We start from the raw sequence: 18,455 nt of genomic DNA, 5'->3' as shown, positions 1-18,455 counted from the left end.
ATTTTTCTCCTAATCTCATAAAATGCTTGCATTGATCACCGTAAACTTATTTCTTTTAGGATCATAGATCGTCCATATAAAAGCTCCTCTATGCTGTCCGCCATAATGAAAATAATCTGACCAAGTATTATTCCACTCATAAATAATCAGTTGCTCTTTATCTGGAAAAAGAATATCGTTCATTTGAATAAAATGGTCTACTTTTCCGAGATAGTTTGAAGACATCTGGAAGAATGCATAAGCATAATTTGAAAGAAACGGTTGTTTAGGTTTCCGAGAAATTGAGAAAAAAGCCTCGTGACTTAAACGTCGAGCGGTCATGAGCGTAGGATTTATTGTATATTCTTGTATTCGGTTATCTAAATGTTCCTGCTTATTCCAAGCAATCATAGGATATCTTTTTTTCTGGTTCTCAAACTTAACAAGCTGAATTGCTGCTTGTTGATGACTGCTATCTTCCTCGTAATCTTTCTCATGAAAGAATAGAAAAAGAATCGGGATATTATTCTCCATCATAGTCAAAGGGAATCGATACGTCTCTCCATCTAATAATTTCAAATTGATTTTTCCTTTCTTTTATGTGATGTTTTCTTTTCTATTATGTAGTCAATAAAGCACCAAGCACTGAAAATTGAGTCAAAATCCGATGAATGAAATTTCTCTGCATACATTTCATAATGATCAGTTTTCGGTTTCCCTATGTTTTTATTACCCAATTATTTACTTTTACTAAATGATTCAATTGTTTAACCTAATTATAGGTGTGTTATTCTCTTACCCCTGTTCTGCTAAATAAATACTGATGATCGTAAAGATTTGGGTTCTAGGATCATAAACACTCCAAAGATAGGCGCCACAGCCCACACGCGCATAATTGAAATAATTTTTAAGTTCTAAATTTTATTCATAGCCTAAATAAATATCAATGACTGTAAATCTCTTTGTATTCGTATCGTAAATACTCCATAAATAGGCACCGATGCATACTCTAGGATAGTTGAAGTAATTTGTAAACTCTGAATTCCATGAATAGATGGTTAATTTGTCTTTTAAAGGAAAGAACCGTTGATTTACCAGATTAAAGTCTGTCTTAGATAACTTTGTACCATGAAATTCATCAAAAAAAGCTTCCTCATATACCCCGCCATCCATAAAAAATTCCTCCGAAGTTAGTTCAATGCCTTCCATCATCTCTTCATTGACTTCAATGGGGTAGCCATCTAAGTTTAACGTAGTAGGATCAATTGCTGTGTATATAATTGAATCAGAATTTAGTTCAAGAAATTTCGCTACATACATTTCATGGGTAACAGATTTTCCAGCTTCTTTGCGTTTTTTTGATGACCAAAGATTTGTTCTTATTATGCGACTTGTATAATTTAAGTAAGCCAAAATTGCCTCTTTATGGGTGACCTTTCCTTGGTAATCACTTTCCTTAAAGAATGTATAACCAACGTAATGCGGAAAAAGTACATCCCCTTTTTTTAATTCTAACGTTTCTTTTACCAATAATTCCATGTCTTTTCCTCCTCGAAGTTTTATGTATTACATGATACCTATTTCGTCATAGTTATTGTTTTTCTTGAACATATTAATCAACAATAATTGTGACTTGATTTACCTACTAAGTAGGATAAAAATTTAAAAAACTAAATTAAACTCAATCTGTCATAGAAGATCCTATGACAGTCAGTTTATTCGATGCAGTATCGTAAATCGTCCAAAGAAAGGCATCCATCCATTCTCTCCCAGGAGAAAAGTAATTCGACCAATTGTTATTCCATGCATAAATGATCAACGCACTTTTCTTAGGGAATAATATAAATGAAATTTCTCTACATCCATTTCATGATTCTCAGTTTTCGGTTTCCCTATGTTTTTATTACCCAATTATTTACTTTTACTAAAGGAAAAAGTACTTTCTTTTTTTATATTTTCATTATTAATGATTCAATTGTTTAATCTACTTATAGGTTTATTATCCTCTTACCCCTGTTCTGCTAAAAAAATCTCGATGATCGTAAAGATTTGGGTTCTAGGATCATAAACACTCCAAAGATAGGCGCCCCAGCCCACACGCGCATAATTGAAATAATTTGTAAACTCTGAATTCCATGAATAGATGATCAATTTATCTTTTAAAGGAAAGAAACGTTGATTTACCAGATTAAATTCTTTCTTAGATAACTTTGTACCATGAAATTCATTAAAAAAAGCTTCCTCATATACCCCACCATCCATAAACAATTCTTCCGCAGTAAGTTCAGTACCTTCCATCATCTCTTCGTTGACTTCAATGGGATAGCCATCTAAGTTTAACGTAGTAGGATCAATTTCTGTATATATAATTGAATCAGAATTCAGTTCACGAAATTTCGCTACATACATTTCACAATCAACAGGTTTTCCTGTTTCTTCGCGTTTTTTTGATGACCAAATATTTGTTTTTGCTAAACGACTTAAATAATTTAGGTAGGCTAAGATTGCCTCTTTATGGGTGACCTTTCCTTGGTAATCACTTTCCTTAAAGAACGTATAACCAACGTAATACGGGAAAAGTATATCCCTTTTTTCCCCTAATGCTAATGTTTCTTTTACCAATAATTCCATGTCTTTTCCTCCTATAAAAATAGTGTATGTACTTAATAGCTATTTTTCACATGCTTAAACAATAGATGTAACCAAAAATTGCCCTTCCCTAACCCTGAATTACCAGAGCTATACTTATCACTGTAAATTTATTTCTTTCGCTATCATAGATGCTCCACAAATATGCACCATGTCCTTCACGGGCAAAATTATAGTAGTTGGTAAAATCTGTATTCCAGGAATAGATGATCAACTTATCTTTCAATGGAAAGATAAGTTGATTTAGTGCTTCAAAGTCTAGTTTTGATAATTCTGTTTCTTGAGAATTATCAAAAAAAGCCTGTTCGTAAATTCCTCCGTCCATAAAGAATTGTTTTGGACTGATTTCAGTTGATTCCATCATTTTTTATTTACAAGCGTTGGATATCCATTATTTATAAGTGAACGTTGATCTGAATAAGTGATTGTCTCATCTATGTTAGAAAAGAATTGCTGTTCCAACATGTTAATAGTGATAACTCCATGTGTATTATTACGATGTTTTATTGCCCAAATATCGCATTTCCAAATGCGATTGTTAAAATTTAAAAACTCTAGAACCGCCTCCTGATGGCTTTTTTTCCCTTTGTAAGTCTTCTCTTAAATAAATGCATAATCTACATAATAAGGGACGATATCCTCCCTCCATTGTAGCTGCAAGCTTTCTTTCTTCAATAATTTCAATCTCTTACCTCCCAGTCATAGTTACCCATAATTAATATATTCTATAAATTAAAATGACAGTTGTATGTAGCTTATTTTTCGATTGTCTATTCGTAAAAAAATATCAGTAAATACCGTTATTTCTATATTGTGCATCTCTACTTTTTTATAAAAATTACTTCTATTTTTGGTTTTTAAATATTATTATGTATTGAATCACTTTGTCTTATGATCATCGTTTTCTATATTTTAATAGTGATAACTATACCTGTTCTTGGTTGCACATCCATCTCCCAAAATATCCTTGATTTAATTACATCTATTAGACGAACTGTTACTTTCTATTTCAGTATGATCGTTTTTACGTACTCATTTAGATACGTCAATAGTAAATCTATATCAATAACTATCCTTCAAAAGTATTGTTTGCTTTTATTCTGAAAGTTTTTTATTACCAGTCCTGACTAAAGAAAGGCCATGGTAATGTTTAATGTTTATCCAAATTTGTAATTGCACTTAATAATTGCTATTGAAGACGTACATCATATACATTGTCTTTCTAATGTAGCCAAAATTTTCTCTTTAGGATAGTTTCATTCTATACCTCCAAACCTCTTTAAAAAAATTAGTAGCAATTTTATGTCAGTATTTTTTAATCGTTATTTAAAATTAAGGAAAATATAGAAATATAATTATAAATTTATATTATGTCATGTTAATTCAAACAACAAGATGTTTCGATTTATTATGATCATTCTTACGGAACAATAATTTATTTTTTTTAGAAATAAAAGTAAAAAAGCCAATTAAGAAAGAAGATAATAGTTAATGAGTTGAATATGAATTCTAAGCTAGTTTCTTTTAGGAGTTAAATAGATGGAACTACTAGAAAAAGATACGATAACTCTATGAACTCGAGCAAGAGCAACTATCCCAATTTATGTAAAGTATAGTTTTTGTGTGAAAAAAGTTATCAAGATGCCGTACTAGGACACCTTGAGTATTTAAATAGAATCGTACAGTGTAGCTATTGGTCTGTGAGACGAAAGGAAAAACTGGTCTTACAGTGACCTGGGAAGAATATGAAGAATACTTTTTTTCAATAAATGCAAATCCACTCATCTATATTCATAGAGATCCTGATTAATTAAGTTGGAATACAGCACCAATTTATGTCAATAAAAAAATGATGAAGGCAGAAGAAGTCAATCCCGATATTCTATTAAAAAATAGAGGAATCTATGAAAAAACTTTTTTCCATGAAACTCAAACAATCAAAGTGACTAAAGAGCAATTTTTAGCTCTCAATCAACGACTCTTTCCTGAAAAAAACCAATTAAAAGTTTACGAATGGAATACATCCTTCTCCAATCATTATAATCGTGCACATGATTGTTTCGGTGCCTATCTATGGAGTATTTATGATGAAAAAAGCACCGTTTTACAGTTATCAGTATACTTTTAGAAACTTAGTAAAAGGAGACAAATAGATGGAACTATTAGAAAAAGAAACACTAGCATGCCGGGATTGGAATGGAGAAAATATACCAAATTATGTTAATTATAGCTTCTTTAATGAACCATATTATCAAGGAATTCACAGTCACCAGCAAGCCATTCTAGGATATCTAGAGTTTTTACATCGAATCGCCCAATGTAACCACTGGGCATCAGACCTCAGAGTAAAAACTGGAAACCCTGCTAGTATAGAACAATTCAACGAGTATTTCTGTTCAATAAAAGCTAATCCGCTCATCTATATCAAAAGAGACCCTGATTATTTAGGTTGGAAAACAAACCCGATTTACGTCAATAAAGAAATGATGAAAGCAGAAAAAATTAATCCTGAAATCCTATTTAAAAATAGAGGAGCCTATGAAAAAGCCTTTTTCCATGAAACTCAAACAACTACAGTGAGTAAAGAACAATTTTTAGTGCTTAATCAACGGTTCTTTCCTGAAAGAGAGTATTTAAAAATCTACGAGTGGGATGCATCCTTCTCCAATCGCTTTAATCGTGCGCGTGATTGTTACGGTGCCTATTTATGGAGTATTTACGATGAAAAAAGAAAACGATTTACAGTTATCAGTGTATTTTTGAATCCTTAGTAATGGACCTGAATTCGAAAAATGTTTTTTCTTCATTTATTTATATATGCCACTGAATGTCATATGATGACTTTCAGTGGCATATTATTGTATAGTTTGATCGATTATTCATAGTGAGTCCATGCAGAGTAAATCTCAACAATTTTTTCTTTGTCATTTATTTTATACACCACTCGATGTTGGCGATTCAATCTTCTTGAATACCTTCCTTCATGAGTTGGCTTTAGCTTTTCAAATGCTTGTTTAGGGCAATAAGGATCAGTTTTTAATGTTTCGATAATAGCAAGAAATTGATTTTTTAAATTAGAGCTCTTTAGCTTTTTTAAAATCTGTTTCAGCTGAGTTTTTAACTACTACCTCATAACTCCCCATCAAAGGTCATCCCAATCAATATCGTCTACATTTATAAATCCCGTATCGTCTTGTTCTCTTTTCTTTACGATGTCAAGTGTACCAATTTGTTCCAAAAATAGCGTTTCTTTGATTGCTCGCCAATCTTCTAAACCAATCAAGACCGCGTTATTCTCATTACGCTCACTAATAATCTCGATTTCTGTATGATTTTCATTCACTTCTTTTAACAATTGATAAAATTTTTTTCGTGCAGTACTCGGATTTAAAGTAGTATTAGACATTTTCCTTCTCCTTTTTGCATTTATTACCTATATTTTGACGGACTCAAATAAGTAAATCAATTATAAAACTATTCTTATAGCAAGCAAAATAAATTAACATCACAAAAAGACTCTTCTAGAACTAAATACTTCTAGAAAAGCCTTTTTAACAAAACATCAACGATCATTTACTCAAAAATTGTTCAATCTTTTCACGGTTCATTTGTTTATCTAATACGAGGATACTACCCGCATAATCACTTTGACCATAGCTCCAAGTATTATCAGCTGGGACACTTAAACGGTCGATTCCGCCAGCACCACGTAAGATAGAGAAACTATTTCTGACTAAAAAAGTCATCGGTACATCGGTGGATGTATAACCGATTGCTTTTCCGGCAGCATATGGCGCGCGGATCAAGTTCAATGGATTTTTTAGTTGTCCAAAAATCGCATCCATTACTTGTTGCTGTCTGCGGACGCGACCGAAGTCGCCTTCTTCATCCATCCGGAAACGCGCATATTGCAACAGCACATGACCGTCCATCCGTTGTTTGCCTTTAGCGATATCAACACCGTCTAGATTCAAGTCTTTTTCAGCATCAATCGACACGCCATTCATGAACATGGCATCAATCACTTTTTCGAATGATTTGAAATCGACTTTCATGTAGTATTGACAGTTCAGCCCAAAGTTTTCTAACAAGGTTTGTCGGACTAACTCAGCGCCACCATAAGCATAAGCTGCATTGATTTTATTGTCTCCGACCCCAGGGATCGTCACGAAGCTATCCCGCATGAATGAGATCAATTTGGGTTTACGAGCTGGTCCATCTAATTGCAGAACCATGATCGTATCTGCTCGTCCCGCATCTTCACCCCTTGTATCGCTTCCTAAAATCAAAATATTGTGTGCGCCGCTTGTTGATTGGGTGCCATTGAATGTTTCTGAAGTCGCTGGTTCCAGTGACTGATCATTTTCAGCCACGAACTTGCCGACGAAAAATGAAATCAGTGAAAAGACAAACAAGACTAGTAAAATTCCTAAAATGATTTTCCACCAAGACCGCTTCTTACGTGGACCTTTGGGCTGTTTCTTTTTAAAGAGTCCTTTTTTCTGGGGTGGTTGTTCTGAATGAACGTGTTCTTCGTAAGGCGTTGAGTATCGAGAATCACTTGGACGTTCTTCATAAGTTTGTTCGTAAGAAGGGATTGCTTCCTCTTCAGGCTCTGCCTGTTTCTTACTTGCGCGTCGCCAAGATAGCGGCGATGACTTTTCTTTGATTGGTTTTGCTTTTTTATGGATGTTCTGATAGCGATCCATCCGACTCATTTGATTTCCTCCCTTTGTTCAACTCAGTAAAATCATACGATACTTCTTAATGAAAAACAGTAAGATCGTTGTAAATTTAACTAAAAGCTAACGAATCCTTTGATATCACTCGTTTCATCTCTTTGAAACGAGTAAAGGTTGGATCTCTTCAATCGGCATGGTCTCGCCTGTCCAAAGCTCAAAGGCAATTGCTCCTTGGTACATCAGCATCCCTAGCCCATTTCGTATGAGACAACCGATTGCTTTGGCTTCTTTTAGAAAGCGTGTTTCTTTAGGGGAATAAATCAAATCAAAAACTGCGAGTTTCTTATGGAGAAACTGAGGATCAATTGGCATCGACTCTTTTTTTGCGCCCATGCCCATATCGGTACCATTGATCAAAAGGTCCGTATCTTCTAGATCTTTTTTCAACTGCTCAGTATCTGCATAATCTTTGACGATGATGGAACAGTTGGTTTGTTCCGCAACTCTCTCAAAATCCGCAACGACACTCGCAAAAGTAGCATTCTTCCGTTTATAGATGACGATTTCTTTTGCTTGATCTAACGCCGCTTGAACAACGATTGCTTTCGCTGCGCCACCTGCACCTAGCATGATTATTTTTTTGTTTTTGATTGCGACACCCGCTTCGTGTACTGAACGCATGAAGCCCATGCCATCCGTATTATAGCCGATCAAGCGGTTGTCTCGATGAACGATTGTATTAACAGCACCTATCAACTGCGCTTCTTGACTTAATTCATCTAAATAAGGAATAACTGCTGTTTTGTTAGGCATGGAAAGATTGACACCTAACATATTGAATGTACGAATGCTTTCAACCGCCTGCATAAGATTCGACTGATCGACTGTGAATGCCAAGTAAACAGCATCGATCGAACGAGCTTGAAAGGCTGTATTATGCATCAATGGAGATAAACTATGGGTAACGGGAGATGCAAAAATCCCTGCTAATCTTGTTTTTCCTGAAATCATGGAACGCCTCCTATAATACGCTAAAAATGCCGCGTCCATTCGTAGAACCTACGAAGGAACAAGCGGCATCAATCATTTTTCTGATATGAATCGTATTGATTTTGATTGTTATTATACCTGCTAACACAAGTATAAATTGAAGGAAACAAACTTGTCAAACGGAGATAGCGTTCTCGAATGACTAATCGATGACTTCTTCGAAGAAGTGTAAGAGATCGTTCATGGATAATGCTTGTTTTTCTTCTTTCGCTAAGTCTTTGACGATCCGGCCTTTTTGTAAGACGATCAAGCGATTCCCATAGTTTAAAGCATCTTCCATACGGTGCGTGATCATCAAGCATGTTAACTTTTGCTCTGTGATGCGTTGGTTGGTCAATTCCATCAGCAGCTTGGCTGTCTTAGGATCTAGTGCTGCGGTATGTTCATCCAATAAAAGTAATTCTGGCGCTTTGATCGTTGCCATCAATAAACTTAAGGCTTGTCGTTGCCCCCCTGACAATTCGCCAGCAGGTGTATCTAAATGTTGCTCTAATCCATTGCCTACTTCTTGGCATATTTTATAGAACGCTTCTTTTTGGTTTTTCAATTGACGCAAACGAAGCGTCCGTTTTTCACCTCGTTTTTGGGCTAACAATAGATTTTCTGCCACGGTCATCCGTGGTGCAGTCCCCATTTTTGGGTCTTGGAATACGCGTGATAGAAATAAAGCTCGTGCTTCTTCTGATAACTTAGTGATTGGCTGGTCTTTGAAATAAACCCCACCTTGACTTAATTGTAATGTTCCGGCAATCGTATTGAACAAAGTACTTTTGCCCGCCCCATTACCGCCAAGAACAGTGATAAAATCTCCTTCATTGATGGTCAATTGGATATCATCCAATAATACTTTTTCTTCGTGCATCCCATTGTTGACTACTTTTCTACCATTTTTGATCGTTAAGATAGCTGTCATCGTTAGACCTCCTTTTCAAAACCAGTTTTTAATTTCAATGCTTGTTTTACTTGTGGGATCATCAGGCAAGCCGCTAAGATGATCGCTGAGAATAATTTCAGATAAGTCGTATCAAAACCTAATTTGATAACAGCTAAAATCAATAGTTGATAGATGATGCTTCCGACAACGATTGCTAGTAAACGCTCGATCAATGTCAACTCTTGGAAAATGACTTCCCCGATGATGATTGAAGCTAGTCCGATCACGATCACGCCGATTCCTTTATTGACATCCGCATAGCCATCGTTTTGAGCGATCAATGCGCCTGATAAAGCAATTACTCCGTTAGATAAAGTCAAACCTAAGATTTTCATGCGGTCGGTTTTGATTCCTAATGAACGTGCCATTGTCTCATTATCCCCAGTGGCAATATAGCCTTGCCCTAGATCTGTATTGAAGAAGAAGATCAATACGCTGATCAATAAGCCCAGCGATAATAATCCTAATAAGACAGTGTCAAAATAATTCGGTAAATGTAGTGCGTGGAACACATCTTGTAAGACTGGATGATTCAACAATGAAAGGTTGGGTGTGCGCATCACGAACAAGATAACTGAGTTTAAACCTGACATTACTAAGATACCGGCTAAGATGACTGGAATCTTTCCTTTTGTATAAAGTAAGCCTGTAACAAGTCCAGCTGCCATTCCGGCCAAAACCCCTAGAATCGTTGCCAATAATGGACTAACGCCATGCGTGATCGCTGTTACACAGACAGCCCCACCAAGCGGGAATGAACCTTCTGTTGTCATATCAGGGAAATCTAAAATGCGGTAAGTCATAAAAATCCCTAAACCTAATATGGCCCATAACATACCTTGTGAAATTGTGGATACGATCATTGTTCTTCCTCCTTGATCTCTGTCAGTACTTTTGCATCTTGTTTGATGGGTTCAGGAATCGTGATTCCTAACAGTTCTGCTTGTTTTTCATTGACGATGATATCGCCTTTATCAAACACATAGACAGGGGTGGTGGCTGGTTCTTTCCCATTTGCTAAAGCGGCTGCCATTTTACCTGTTTGTACACCTAATTCGTATTGATTGATCCCGATTGTCGCTAATCCGCCTTGTTCGACCATCGTATCGACAGAAGGAATTACTGGGATATCTGCTTTATTTGCTTCTTTGATGACCGTTTGCATCGCGTTAGCAATCGTGTTATCTAAAGGAACATAGATAAAATCAACTGATTGGCTCATGACTTGGACGGTTTGTGCAATTTCATTCGTTGAAGGGACGGCATACTTCACTGGTGTTAGTCCTTTGGCTTTTGCCGCTTCTTCTGCTTGACTGACTTGATAACGTGAATTGTCTTCTGATGATGCATAAAGAATCCCGACCGTTTTTGCTTTTGGTAATAGTTCTGTCGCTAACTGGATCTGCGCTTCCACAGGCGGTTGGTCAGAAACTCCTGTGATGTTGCCCCCTGGTGCTTCTAAACTTTTTACTAGCCCTGCCCCTACAGGATCAGTCACTGCGCCCAAGACAAGTGGGATATCTTTTGTGGTGTTTGCGATGGCTTGTGCTGCTGGTGTCGCAATGCCTACGAGAACGTCTGGATTATTTTGAACCAATTGTTGACTCATGGTTGCTAACTTACTTTGGTCGGCTTGACCATTTTGGAAATTGATTTCTAGGTTTCGTCCTTCTTCCAAACCTGACTCTTTTAATCCATCTTTGATCCCTCGATAGATTTCATCTAACGCAGGGTGACTAACGAACTGTAAGACCCCAACAACTTTCTTATCACCTGTTCGATTTCCTTCAACAGGTGGCTGATCCTTGATCGTTTCGTAGATAAATGTACCGGTCAAATAGATAAGTATCAGTGCGATTACTGCGATCAATCGTTTATTTTTCATTTTTATTTCCCCTTTTTGTTATGTATTTTTTTAAATAAATCGGCTACGTTTGTAACTTCGAGCGAATGAACAAAAAAAGACAATCACCGCTGGTACGGTCATTGTCTTTTACCAACAAAAAACCGCATAGAGCCATCTATGCGGTCGTCAAATTCTTGTCCAGCATAGATACAAACTTTAGAATCGTACATTGTTGTACTCTAAAAAGTTGTATCTACGAAAAAGTTCGCCCTTGATACAACTTATCTACGCCAGTTACGCCAATTATTTTTATGTTCTGATAAAAATTGAATTGATAAGTTCATCTTGGACCATCCTTTCCTTTAAGTGTTATCCTAAGTCTAATCGAATTTTATTTATCCGTCAACTAATTTTTTGTTTTTTTGACTTTTTGTTATTTATCACTAAGTATTTCGCTACAATTACTCCAAGGTACTCTCTGTTGTTTCTTCCGCTTGTTCGCCGTTTGCTAATTCTTTTTCAAGTTGTTTGATGTTGATCAGTGGCAATCGATTCAATGCAGGAACCAAGGTTTTCTCAAGTTCCTCTTTACTTTGGTCAGAAAGGACTAAGCGATTTCTCTCTTTTCCGCCATCAAAGAAAATAATAGTGATTTTATCTTTTTCGATCCCATAACGTTGTCCTAATTCTTGGGTATCATAAACGAGTGGATAGAAGAAAATCGTTCGATTCAATTCACTACTTTGTTGCGGATCTTCAAATATATCCACCACTTGCTTGTAAAGTTCACCCTTCGGCAGACTAAACATGACAGAGATGGCTCGACTATCAGTGATCTCTTGATGCGCGGAAGAAAATGGCAAAGGCTGTAACTTTTCGGAGTGTATCGAGGAATAGATCAATGAATCCACCTGTGCTTCTTTGATTTTACTCGGCAAGAAAAACATCGCGACCGTCAACAAAAATGAACAGCTCAAAAGAAGACCGATCCGTCTGAAATATTTTTGAGGATGTTGCTCAAAATCCTCTGATAAATTCGTGTAGCTCATTATGATTTTATCCTTTATATCTACCATTAATCGCTGCATCTTCTTTTCCCCCACCTGTTCTTTCTCTAATTATACCTAAAATCAAGCGAAAGAACGAAATAAAACACTAGTTTTTCATGTAATTTCTTTCTTTATTCTCTCTTTTACAGAAGAAATCATCCGGTCCATTGGTCTTTCCTTTCTTTTTTCGTTATAATAAGTGTACTTATGAATAGAAATGAGGAATGAATCATGTCCTTTGATGGTGTATTTACCCATGCAATGATCCATGAATTGCGCGAAACACTATTATCTGGTCGGGTCTCAAAGATCCACCAACCGTATGAAAATGAAATCATTTTGGTGATTCGTTCTCGTGGAAAGAACCACCGATTGTTGTTATCTGCTCATCCAAGCTATGCCCGTGTCCAGATCACAGAGATCGATTATCAAAATCCAGAAAATCCACCGAACTTCGTGATGATGTTGCGTAAACATTTAGATGGTGCGATTTTAGAAAATATCAAGCAAATCAAAAATGACCGAGTGATCCACTTCCATTTTTCAAAGCGGGATGAACTAGGCGACTTACAAAATATTGTTTTGATCGTTGAATTGATGGGACGACACAGTACCATCGTTTTAGTGAATCAACAAACACAAAAGATCCTAGACGCGATCAAACATATCGGCAGCTCACAAAACACGTATCGTTCGTTACTCCCTGGTGTCGAATATGTCGCACCACCTGAACAAGCGGTACTTGATCCTTTTGAAGCAACAAAAGAACAAGTATTTGAACGCCTATCAAAAATCGAGCCAAATGCAAAAGCACTACAACAAGCATTTCAAGGATTAGGTCACGACACTGCATTAGAATTAGTCGAACGGATCAATCAGCGACCGAATGAAAAAATGGCTGTCTGGGAAGAATTCTTTACTGCGATCAATCAACCTACACCCACACACTATGAAGTCGGCACAAAAGAATACTTTACGCCGATCGCTTATCAAAAATTGGCAAAACAAGCCGATTCAGCACAAGAATACGCCACATTAAGCGCGTTGTTAGATGCGTTTTACCAGGAAAAAGCGGAAAAAGATCGAGCAAAACAACAAGGCGGCGAACTGATCCGTAAAATCGAAAATGAACTGAAACGTAATCGCAATAAATTGAAAAAGCGCGAGCAGACCTTGCTTGATTCAGAAAATGCGGAAGAGTTTCGTCGTGATGGCGAACTATTGACGACTTTCATGACTCAAGTTCCTCGTGGCGCGACTGAAGTGACCTTGGCGAATTATTATGAAGAGAATCAACCAATCCGGATTGCTCTTGATCCCGCCTTAACACCTAATCAGAATGCGCAAAAGTACTTTCATCGCTACCAAAAACTTAAAAATGCGGTCAAATTGATCGGGAAACAAATCGAAGAAGCGAAAAGCGAGATCCAGTACCTTGAATCTGTCCTTTCGCAATTGGAGATTGCTGGACCGATGGATATCGAAGTGATCAAAGAAGAGCTATTATCAGAGGGCTACTTGAAAAAGAAAACAAACAAAAAACAAAAGAAAGCAAAACCTTCTCAACCTGATCGCTACTTCTCTTCTGACGGCACTGAGATTTTAGTTGGTAAAAACAATCTGCAAAATGATCAATTAACCATGAAAACTGCAAGAAAAACGGATCACTGGTTGCACGCGCAAAACATTCCAGGGTCTCACGTGATCATCAAGAGTGATCAGCCTTCTGATGAAACCATTACGGAAGCTGCTGAACTAGCTGCGTATTACTCCAAATATCGCCACTCTGCACAAGTGCCTGTGGATCTAGTGCAAGTCAAACATATTCGCAAACCGAATGGCGCTAAACCAGGATATGTGATTTACGAAAACCAAAAAACGATCATTGTGACGCCAGAAGAAGAAAAAATCCAAGCAATGACGAAAGATTGATTTTGCTAAAAAAACCGACGTCAAGAAGTCATGACTTCTGACGATCGGTTTTTTTGTGTGTTTAAAACTATCTTCAATTAAAATTGGTAGCCTGTCGCAATGATTTCTTTTGTGCCAGTTGTACGGTCAAAGGCTTCTAAGACAAATCCTGAACCATAATCGACACGATAGGTACCAGCACCAATTTTATGTCCTGCCACATTTGCATCGACTTTCTTCCAGTTATTACGAGTTTCTGTGATATAGCGATACCAATAACTATCTGACAGCACTTGGCGGTCGCCAACTACCATTCCAAGTCCATATGTATGGATGCGCCCAGCAGCATCTTTTTTGTATGGGATATCTGCTCGGATGCGTTCTTGCAAATCAACCGTTCCTGTTGCTTCACCCGTATAAAATACCCAATTGACTTCGACTGTATGTCCCGGTCGAACATTGATGGCTTGACCAGGAACAGTCCAGCCTTTTTGTGTCTCCCGTGTATGCGAAGTGGTTGTACTAAAATTGTAACTTAATTCAAGACCCATACTTGCCGAGCCAAACATTGGTACCCTGATTTCAGTACTCGCTGATGTAGAAATACCTGCAGAATGTGTGGTTGATGTCGTAATCGAATCTATATAAGTTTCGGTATAAGAAGGTGTGGTAAACGTTTGATCTTGATTTGTTTGATTATGAAAAACACTTGTATTCACAGTTTTTGACGTTTGTTTCGTTCCCATATCACTATTGACTCCTACTGAATAGGATTGACTGGACACATTTTTTGGATTGTATTCATTGCCAGTGAGTCTTTCATTCACACCAATATCTCCCCATTGATACATTTGGTAGGATAAAGCATAGGCCATCGTACTCATGCGATCGATCGTGCTTTGATTGACCGATTTCAAATACCCTTCTCCGATTTGTGGAAGCGAATCATCCGCACAAGCAACAGACTCCCCTTTAAATAGTCCTACACTCGTCGCTCCCACTACTCCTAACATTAATTTAATTACTTTTTTCATTTTGCTGATCCCCTTTATCATTATTGATAAACCGATGATGAAATCGTTACCGATCGTTTTATTAATGATATTATGTACTTTACTGCAACAATACAGTCAGACTTGAAAGAACAAAAAAATAAGCCTGAAATCAACATTCACTGATTTCACGACTTATCTTTTGCTTTACCTTCTTTTCCAATGAAAGGATTGATTCGATTTTAAACGTTCACTTTACCTGTTTCATCACCTGTTGGATACTTGTGATAAACTTCTTGGCGATATCACTTAATGGCTGCTTTCCAGAATAAATGACATATAACTCATTCATCGGACTATCCGCTAAAGGAATCAAGCGTAAATATTCTTTGATCTCCCCGATCACGATGCCAGAGCCTGAAGCATAGGCATCTGTTTCTAACACAATGTTCATCAACGTGCCACGGTCACTCGTATAGATCACCGATTCTTGTTCAGGGATCTCAATTAGATCTTCATAAAAGTAAGGAAAATTATTGCCATCTTGTGTAAACCGAACTTGTGGAAATGCTGCTAACTCTTCTACCTTTATTTCTTCTTGCTGGGCAAGTGGATGGCGCTGTCTAAGAAAGATATGGGTCTTAAATGTTCCTAAAGACTGCGCGACTAATTCCCCTTGTTCTAAGTAACGCTTGATCCCTGTGCGATTATGGTCATTCATATAAAGGATACCTAACTCGCTTTGCTGCTGTTGGACTTCTTCGATCACGTTTGCTGTTGTCGTTTCCATGATCCGAAACTGCTTCACTTCTGCTTTAAACGTCTCGATCAGTTGCGCAGTCAATGGTCCTAGAAAATCATAGTGTTGTGAAGCAATCGAAAAGCTTTCTCGCTTTTCACTTTTTTGGTAATAGTTTTCCAAAGAATCTAATTGTACTAAAATCCGTTCCGCCCGTTTTAAAAAGGCTTGACCATCTTCTGTTAGATAGGCACCTCGATTCGTGCGGGTAAATAAAGTGATACTTAATTCATTTTCCAATTCTTTGATCGCTGCAGAAAGGCTTGGTTGAGAAACAAACAATTTTTTTGCTGCTTCTCGAAAACTTCCATTATTCGCTACCGCAGTGACATATTTCAATTGTTGGATGTTCATTTCGTCCCCTTGTAATAATAAATTTTTCGTTCCTTTAGTGGTTGTAATGGACGATTATTTGGTTGCGCATATTGTCCTTTGAATGGGATCAAAAAATCACGATTCAATTGACCGACTTGATCCATGACGAACCATTGGATCGGCCCACTCGTTGGCGGAGTGGTCAATGAACCAACGTAATGATAATGACTTTTCTGCTCAGGGAAAAAGACAGAGGCATCGGTCCAATGCTCATGGGCATCGAGATCCCATTTGTCGCCATTTTGGCGATCGTACAACCAACCCTCATCATTTGATAGATGGTACATCGCACCAACCACTAAGTTTTCTTGTCGTTCGTTCGTATGGACAAAGTGAAACTCGATATCTTCTTGTTTCCCATTGATGACGTGTTCTGACGGCATATGAAAATGGATGTCGGTCAAATAGTATTTGTCTTCATTGAAAAGAACGTAACTGATTTGATCGTATGGCACAAGATGGATCGTGTTCTTGAACTCCTTATCCGTGAAGCGTTGCTTCTGATAATGAAAAGACAGTGTTTCTTTCGTGTCACTGCTTTCTTCACATGTAACTAGAGAAATGGGCGATTGCCACTCAAATTCGGCTCCTTTTGCAAACCAATCGCACAATCCTGCCCAATGTTCCGGTCCTCTTTCACCAGAATAACCCCACTCAACATCCATATTCTTCTTCAACTAAAATTCCTCCTGAATCAGTTACCTACAAGGCACTTCGACTATTCTTTTTCTTTTTTGACAATGTTTGAAACAGCTGCTAAGAAATCCTCTTTTCCATAGAATTCTTGATTGAGCAACTCCGGAAAGATCTCCTTGAAAAAATATTGGACGGAAGGTCGATGGTCGAAGCCTTTGATCGTTGTGACTGCCTCAATAAACATCTCTTTATAGACTTTCTCCGGATTATTTTTACTGATCTCATCAAATGATTCGTACAACAAATCGATTTTATCTGAAACTGCTAATAATTCGCCTTCGACCGTATCGTCTTTTCCTTCGAACAAGCGGCGACGATAGACGTCTTGTAACGCTTCGGGAATTTCTTGATTGATGAACTCATCCGTCATTTTTTCTTCGACAGTCTGTAGCATCCCCCGCAACTCTTTACTTGCATATTTTACTGGAGTTTTGATGTCGCCGATAAAACGTTCAGTGTAATCATGGTTCAAAGCTTTTTCATACAAGAGTTTCCAATCGATTGATTGCCCATGGAGTTCTTCAATATCACCTAAGACTTGCGCAATTGAAGCCACACGATAGGAATGAGCCGCAACAGTATGTTCAGTGTGTTTGAAGAAACCTGGCGCCCGTGTGATTCTTTCTAAGTTATTTAGTCCTAAAATAAATTCATTCAATCCCATAAAGATTCCTCCTCCTTGAGATGACTTTTCCGATAATCTTATCATTAAATAACTTGAATTCGCAAATTTTCAGCTTATTATCTTTAGAGGTTTTCATTTATAAAAGAATAGTTTTTACTATGTATCATCAGGATTTAGCTATTCCACAAATAGAAAAAGGGCTGAAACAACAAATGTTTTCCGCCCATTTTTCAACTTAATCCGTCACCCAGTTCTCAGGATCTTTTTTCCATTCTTTTAGTAAAGCTAATTCTGTTTCGTCGATGGTTTTATTTTCTAAAGCAAATTCGATCAGCACAGAATAATTCGTCAAAGTAACCAATGGTAGACCCGCTGCTTCAAAGTTAGCTTTTCCTTTTGGCAACTCGTAAGTAAAGATAGCTGCGACACCTAAAACATCCGCACCTTCTCGTTTCGCTGCTTCAGCGGCTTCTAGTACACTTCCACCTGTTGAGATCAAATCTTCAATGACCACCATTTTTTGTCCTTCGAAGATCCGTCCTTCGATTTGGTTCCCTTTGCCATGAGCTTTCGCTTTGCTGCGAATATAGACCATTGGTAAGTCTAAGATCTCAGCTACCCATGCTGCATGAGGGATTCCTGCAGTTGCCGTTCCAGCAATCACTTCGACTTCTGGAAATTCTTGCTTGATTTTTTCAGCTAATCCTTGAGCGATTTCTTTTCTTACTTTTGGATAACTCATCGTGATGCGATTGTCACAATAGATGGGGCTTTTGATGCCACTTGCCCAAGTAAATGGTTGGTTTGGGCTTAAGAAAACAGCTTCGATTTCTAAAAGGTCTTTGGCAATAGTTTGTTCGATATTCAT

At 37.4% G+C, this 18,455-nt stretch carries 19 protein-coding genes and 1 pseudogene; 3 read left to right on the top strand and 17 right to left on the bottom strand.

Annotated elements, in window-relative coordinates; all coding sequences use genetic code 11:
• Positions 1-15: 15 nt before the first annotated feature.
• From IGJ99_RS06970 to IGJ99_RS06955, 4 genes are all read right to left on the bottom strand, one after another.
• On the bottom strand, positions 16-558 hold the full coding sequence (locus IGJ99_RS06970) for a hypothetical protein (RefSeq protein ID WP_349519429.1): 543 nt from the start codon (positions 556-558) through the stop codon (positions 16-18).
• Positions 559-900: 342 nt separating this feature from the next.
• Complete coding sequence (locus tag IGJ99_RS06965; RefSeq protein ID WP_062805248.1) at positions 901-1,518, bottom strand: hypothetical protein; 618 nt, start codon at positions 1,516-1,518, stop codon at positions 901-903.
• 468 nt (positions 1,519-1,986) lie between these two features.
• Positions 1,987-2,610, bottom strand: coding sequence for a hypothetical protein (locus IGJ99_RS06960; protein ID WP_137072429.1), 624 nt, complete (start codon positions 2,608-2,610; stop codon positions 1,987-1,989).
• An 88-nt stretch (positions 2,611-2,698) separates the two neighbouring features.
• Entirely contained in the window at positions 2,699-2,989 is a 291-nt protein-coding gene (locus IGJ99_RS06955; protein ID WP_438770707.1) for a hypothetical protein, read from the bottom strand.
• 1,488 nt (positions 2,990-4,477) lie between these two features.
• Between IGJ99_RS06955 and IGJ99_RS06950 the strand changes: the two genes are divergently transcribed.
• Together IGJ99_RS06950 and IGJ99_RS06945 are read left to right on the top strand one after the other, a co-directional pair.
• Positions 4,478-4,756: a hypothetical protein gene (locus IGJ99_RS06950; protein WP_410779335.1), complete on the top strand. Its 279-nt coding sequence runs from the start codon at positions 4,478-4,480 to the stop codon at positions 4,754-4,756.
• 25 nt (positions 4,757-4,781) lie between these two features.
• Positions 4,782-5,399, top strand: coding sequence for a hypothetical protein (locus IGJ99_RS06945; RefSeq protein ID WP_438770706.1), 618 nt, complete (start codon positions 4,782-4,784; stop codon positions 5,397-5,399).
• A 104-nt stretch (positions 5,400-5,503) separates the two neighbouring features.
• Here IGJ99_RS06945 and IGJ99_RS06940 read toward each other — a convergent pair.
• The 8 genes and pseudogenes from IGJ99_RS06940 to IGJ99_RS06905 form a co-directional block, all read right to left on the bottom strand.
• Positions 5,504-5,771, bottom strand: a pseudogene (locus IGJ99_RS06940) (Txe/YoeB family addiction module toxin).
• Positions 5,771-6,034 (bottom strand): type II toxin-antitoxin system Phd/YefM family antitoxin, encoded by a 264-nt coding sequence (locus IGJ99_RS06935; RefSeq protein ID WP_010735497.1) that lies wholly within the window; start codon positions 6,032-6,034, stop codon positions 5,771-5,773. Before IGJ99_RS06935 ends, IGJ99_RS06940 begins: the two are co-directional and overlap by 1 nt.
• A 163-nt stretch (positions 6,035-6,197) precedes the next feature.
• Entirely contained in the window at positions 6,198-7,346 is a 1,149-nt protein-coding gene (locus tag IGJ99_RS06930; protein ID WP_023519634.1) for an LCP family protein, read from the bottom strand.
• Positions 7,347-7,460: 114 nt separating this feature from the next.
• A complete protein-coding gene (locus IGJ99_RS06925) occupies positions 7,461-8,321 on the bottom strand; it encodes a shikimate dehydrogenase (RefSeq protein WP_023519633.1) in 861 nt (286 codons plus the stop codon).
• 181 nt (positions 8,322-8,502) lie between these two features.
• The gene (locus tag IGJ99_RS06920) at positions 8,503-9,273 is read right to left on the bottom strand and encodes an ABC transporter ATP-binding protein (protein WP_153829852.1); all 771 of its coding nucleotides are present in this window, start codon (positions 9,271-9,273) and stop codon (positions 8,503-8,505) included.
• 2 nt (positions 9,274-9,275) lie between these two features.
• Positions 9,276-10,157 (bottom strand): ABC transporter permease, encoded by an 882-nt coding sequence (locus IGJ99_RS06915; RefSeq protein ID WP_409173917.1) that lies wholly within the window; start codon positions 10,155-10,157, stop codon positions 9,276-9,278.
• Positions 10,154-11,179 carry a tryptophan ABC transporter substrate-binding protein gene (gene trpX, locus IGJ99_RS06910; protein WP_438770705.1) on the bottom strand — a complete coding sequence of 342 codons (1,026 nt, stop codon included), beginning with the start codon at positions 11,177-11,179 and terminating at the stop codon, positions 10,154-10,156. Before trpX ends, IGJ99_RS06915 begins: the two co-directional genes overlap by 4 nt.
• Before the next feature lie 422 nt (positions 11,180-11,601).
• Positions 11,602-12,228 (bottom strand): hypothetical protein, encoded by a 627-nt coding sequence (locus IGJ99_RS06905; RefSeq protein WP_438770704.1) that lies wholly within the window; start codon positions 12,226-12,228, stop codon positions 11,602-11,604.
• Between the two features lie 192 nt (positions 12,229-12,420).
• Between IGJ99_RS06905 and efbA the strand changes: the two genes are divergently transcribed.
• Positions 12,421-14,121, top strand: a complete 1,701-nt coding sequence (efbA, locus tag IGJ99_RS06900) for a fibronectin-binding protein EfbA (RefSeq protein ID WP_438770703.1) — start codon at positions 12,421-12,423, stop codon at positions 14,119-14,121.
• A 77-nt stretch (positions 14,122-14,198) separates the two neighbouring features.
• Here the strand turns inward: efbA and IGJ99_RS06895 are convergent, their stop codons facing one another.
• The 5 genes from IGJ99_RS06895 to pyrE all read right to left on the bottom strand — a co-directional run bounded on the left by IGJ99_RS06895 (position 14,199) and on the right by pyrE (position 18,455).
• Positions 14,199-15,134, bottom strand: a complete 936-nt coding sequence (locus IGJ99_RS06895; protein WP_438770702.1) for an ETX/MTX2 family pore-forming toxin — start codon at positions 15,132-15,134, stop codon at positions 14,199-14,201.
• 208 nt (positions 15,135-15,342) lie between these two features.
• Entirely contained in the window at positions 15,343-16,245 is a 903-nt protein-coding gene (locus IGJ99_RS06890) for a LysR family transcriptional regulator (protein WP_010735506.1), read from the bottom strand.
• Positions 16,242-16,943, bottom strand: a complete 702-nt coding sequence (locus IGJ99_RS06885; RefSeq protein WP_010735507.1) for a carbonic anhydrase family protein — start codon at positions 16,941-16,943, stop codon at positions 16,242-16,244. Before IGJ99_RS06885 ends, IGJ99_RS06890 begins: the two co-directional genes overlap by 4 nt.
• A gap of 41 nt (positions 16,944-16,984) precedes the next feature.
• Complete coding sequence (locus tag IGJ99_RS06880) at positions 16,985-17,626, bottom strand: YfbR-like 5'-deoxynucleotidase (RefSeq protein WP_010735508.1); 642 nt, start codon at positions 17,624-17,626, stop codon at positions 16,985-16,987.
• A gap of 196 nt (positions 17,627-17,822) precedes the next feature.
• Positions 17,823-18,455: an orotate phosphoribosyltransferase gene (gene pyrE / locus IGJ99_RS06875; RefSeq protein WP_010735509.1), complete on the bottom strand. Its 633-nt coding sequence runs from the start codon at positions 18,453-18,455 to the stop codon at positions 17,823-17,825.

Source organism: Enterococcus sp. AZ095b (assembly GCF_051714725.1).
GTDB classification, from domain to species: Bacteria; Bacillota; Bacilli; order Lactobacillales; family Enterococcaceae; genus Enterococcus_B; species Enterococcus_B pernyi.
Note: the sequence above shows the minus strand (reverse complement) of the source record. Positions and strands in the feature narration are given on the sequence as shown.

Bases quoted from the DNA above. Each gene is read 5' to 3' on its own strand.
- trpX (WP_438770705.1), bottom strand. From the start codon at position 11,179: ATGAAAAATAAACGATTGATCGCAGTAATCGCACTGATACTTATCTAT.
- IGJ99_RS06905 (WP_438770704.1), bottom strand. From the start codon at position 12,228: ATGCAGCGATTAATGGTAGATATAAAGGATAAAATCATAATGAGCTAC.
- IGJ99_RS06890 (WP_010735506.1), bottom strand. From the start codon at position 16,245: ATGAACATCCAACAATTGAAATATGTCACTGCGGTAGCGAATAATGGA.
- IGJ99_RS06880 (WP_010735508.1), bottom strand. From the start codon at position 17,626: ATGGGATTGAATGAATTTATTTTAGGACTAAATAACTTAGAAAGAATC.
- IGJ99_RS06930 (WP_023519634.1), bottom strand. From the start codon at position 7,346: ATGAGTCGGATGGATCGCTATCAGAACATCCATAAAAAAGCAAAACCA.
- IGJ99_RS06935 (WP_010735497.1), bottom strand. From the start codon at position 6,034: ATGTCTAATACTACTTTAAATCCGAGTACTGCACGAAAAAAATTTTAT.
- IGJ99_RS06920 (WP_153829852.1), bottom strand. From the start codon at position 9,273: ATGACAGCTATCTTAACGATCAAAAATGGTAGAAAAGTAGTCAACAAT.
- IGJ99_RS06955 (WP_438770707.1), bottom strand. From the start codon at position 2,989: ATGGAATCAACTGAAATCAGTCCAAAACAATTCTTTATGGACGGAGGA.
- IGJ99_RS06960 (WP_137072429.1), bottom strand. From the start codon at position 2,610: ATGGAATTATTGGTAAAAGAAACATTAGCATTAGGGGAAAAAAGGGAT.
- IGJ99_RS06965 (WP_062805248.1), bottom strand. From the start codon at position 1,518: ATGGAATTATTGGTAAAAGAAACGTTAGAATTAAAAAAAGGGGATGTA.
- IGJ99_RS06950 (WP_410779335.1), top strand. From the start codon at position 4,478: ATGATGAAGGCAGAAGAAGTCAATCCCGATATTCTATTAAAAAATAGA.
- efbA (WP_438770703.1), top strand. From the start codon at position 12,421: ATGTCCTTTGATGGTGTATTTACCCATGCAATGATCCATGAATTGCGC.
- IGJ99_RS06895 (WP_438770702.1), bottom strand. From the start codon at position 15,134: ATGAAAAAAGTAATTAAATTAATGTTAGGAGTAGTGGGAGCGACGAGT.
- IGJ99_RS06945 (WP_438770706.1), top strand. From the start codon at position 4,782: ATGGAACTATTAGAAAAAGAAACACTAGCATGCCGGGATTGGAATGGA.
- IGJ99_RS06915 (WP_409173917.1), bottom strand. From the start codon at position 10,157: ATGATCGTATCCACAATTTCACAAGGTATGTTATGGGCCATATTAGGT.
- IGJ99_RS06925 (WP_023519633.1), bottom strand. From the start codon at position 8,321: ATGATTTCAGGAAAAACAAGATTAGCAGGGATTTTTGCATCTCCCGTT.
- pyrE (WP_010735509.1), bottom strand. From the start codon at position 18,455: ATGAATATCGAACAAACTATTGCCAAAGACCTTTTAGAAATCGAAGCT.